Annotated in this window: 2 protein-coding genes; both read left to right on the top strand. The window is 59.2% G+C overall.

All coding sequences use genetic code 11. From position 1 onward, the window contains the following. Positions 1–211 precede the first annotated feature (211 nt). Positions 212–1528, top strand: coding sequence for a phosphoribosylamine--glycine ligase (gene purD / locus WA989_RS07080; RefSeq protein ID WP_424339803.1), 1317 nt, complete (start codon positions 212–214; stop codon positions 1526–1528). An 86-nt stretch (positions 1529–1614) separates the two neighbouring features. Continuing rightward, on the top strand, positions 1615–2058 hold the full coding sequence (locus WA989_RS07075; RefSeq protein WP_424339802.1) for a ferritin-like domain-containing protein: 444 nt from the start codon (positions 1615–1617) through the stop codon (positions 2056–2058). Positions 2059–2332: the final 274 nt, after the last annotated feature.

The raw sequence follows: 2332 nt of genomic DNA, 5'->3' as shown, positions 1-2332 counted from the left end.
GGTCAGGTCATACGCATAGAAGCCGGTCCATAGGCCGCTCAAATCCTTGGTGCGGCGGCGGGTGGGGGGGACATTCGCCATGAGCCCACCTTGCCCTGCGTCTCATGTCATCATCAAGGCATATTCTGCGTTCGTTTCATGAAACTTCTGGAACTGTCTGCCAGTAGCGTGCAGTCACGGGGCCTCCGGGTCACAATAGGGCTTGATCATTGTGGCCCTCAAGTCCATCACGCCGGGCATGAAGATACTCATCCTTGGTTCTGGTGGCCGCGAACACGCGCTCGCCTGGAAGATTGCTCAGTCCCCGCTTGTCGACGAGGTGTTTTCAGCGCCCGGTAATCCCGGCATGGACAAGATCGGCCCGTGCTTCGATGTCGACCCCGCCAATTTAAAGGACGTTCAGGAGCTGGCCCTGCAGATCACGCCGGACCTGATCATCGTCGGGCCGGAAGCGCCACTTGCGGCCGGGGTCAGCGATGCGCTGAGAGCGCGCGGCTTCGATGTGTTCGGACCGAGCCAGAAGGCCGCTCAGCTGGAAAGCTCGAAGGGTTTCGCCAAGGATCTGATGAAGAAATATGGTGTGCCGACTGCCGCCTATGGACGGTTCACCGATCTCACAGAGGCGCTCGATTTCCTCGAGACAATGGACGCGCCTTACGTGATCAAGGCCGACGGTCTGGCGGCCGGGAAGGGCGTCATTATCGCGCAGACGCTGGAAGAGGCGGAGAACACGGTCGAGGAGATGATGACCGGCAAGTTCGGCGATGCGTCGGCTGAGATCGTCATTGAGGAATTCATGGAAGGCGAGGAAGCGTCTGTCTTCGTGATGACCGATGGGGATGGCGCAATCTACCTGCCGGTGGCGCAAGACCACAAACGTGTCGGCGATGGCGACACAGGCCCGAATACGGGCGGCATGGGGGCGTATGCGCCTGCGCCCATCGCCGATGCGCGGACCATGGAACTTGTGCAGACGACGATTGTCGAGCCGATGCTATCTGGAATGGCCGACGATGATATGCCGTATCAAGGCGTGCTCTATGTCGGCATCATGGTGACGCCGTCGGGACCGAAAGTGGTCGAGTTCAATGCACGGTTTGGCGATCCGGAATGCCAGGTTCTGATGGCGGGTCTGCCCGGTGATATAGTGCCAGCGCTCCTTATCTGCGCAACGGGCGGGCTTGTCGGGGCGCATGCAGGATTGTGCGATATGATGGGCCTTGGCGACTACCGGCCGAGCGCGGTCGTGGTCATGGCCGCCAATGGCTACCCGGAGAAGGCCGAAAAGGGAACGCTGATCCAGGGCGTCGATATAGCCGGAGCGCTTGATGGTGTGACGGTCTTCCATGCGGGCACAGATGTGAACGACAAGGGCGAGCTTATCGCGTCGGGCGGGCGTGTCCTCGGCGTGACCGCAGTCGGTGCCGACTTGAAAGAAGCCGTGGCGAAATCCTATCAGGGCGTCGCAGCAATTGACTGGCCAGGCGGGTTCTTTCGCAAGGATATTGGCCGCCGCGCGCTTCGCTAATCCGACGTGAGGACCACACGCATCTGCAACTTATCGGTATGTTTGAGAGTTGTGTCTTCAGTATTAGCCACTGAAGGAATTGCAGAATGCAAAATCAGAATATTGACGCTCTGAACGACGTCACCAAGACCCTGATCGATAGTTACAAAGGCTATGATAAGGTCTGTGAGATTGCCGATGACAGCTTTGCGCTGCGCGGCAAATTCCAGTCTCTCGCCGCGGAAAGAAGCGACCTGATCAAGGCGTTTCAGGACCAGGTGAAAGCCTATGGCGGTGAGCCGGAGACATCCGGCGGATCCGGCGGCTCGCTCCACCGGGCGTGGGCCGATTTCACATCGATGTTCCAGAACGACCAGAAGGCCGCGCTGGAAGCCGTTGAGGATGGCGAGGAGCACCTTGCCAAGTCTGCCCGCTCGAAGCTTGAGAATGACGGTCTCGACATGGCGGCGCGCGAGCTGCTGCAGCGCGCGGAAGCGTCGGCCTGTTATGGTGAGGCCTTTGCCGACCGGGCTGAAGACGGCGTTCACTAATCCGGCCTGTGACAACGCGAGGAGAGAGCCGCCCGGAAGATGGGCGGCTCTTTTCGTTTGAGCTAGGGTGTGCGTCTGTTTGACCCTGCGAAATGCTTGTGACGTGCGCCAGCCACGTTAGGGTGCGGCCCAACAAGACTTATCAGGGAGTAGAGCCATGTCTGAGGCTGCAAACGCTCAGGAAATGTTCACCGGAACAAAGGATGTTGTCGAAAGCCACCGCTTCAACGAGCAAAATCTTGCAGACTGGATGGAAGCGAATGTCGAGGGCTAT

It is taken from the genome of Henriciella sp., assembly GCF_049649345.1.
GTDB lineage: Bacteria > Pseudomonadota > Alphaproteobacteria > Caulobacterales > Hyphomonadaceae > Henriciella.
Note: the sequence above shows the minus strand (reverse complement) of the source record. Positions and strands in the feature narration are given on the sequence as shown.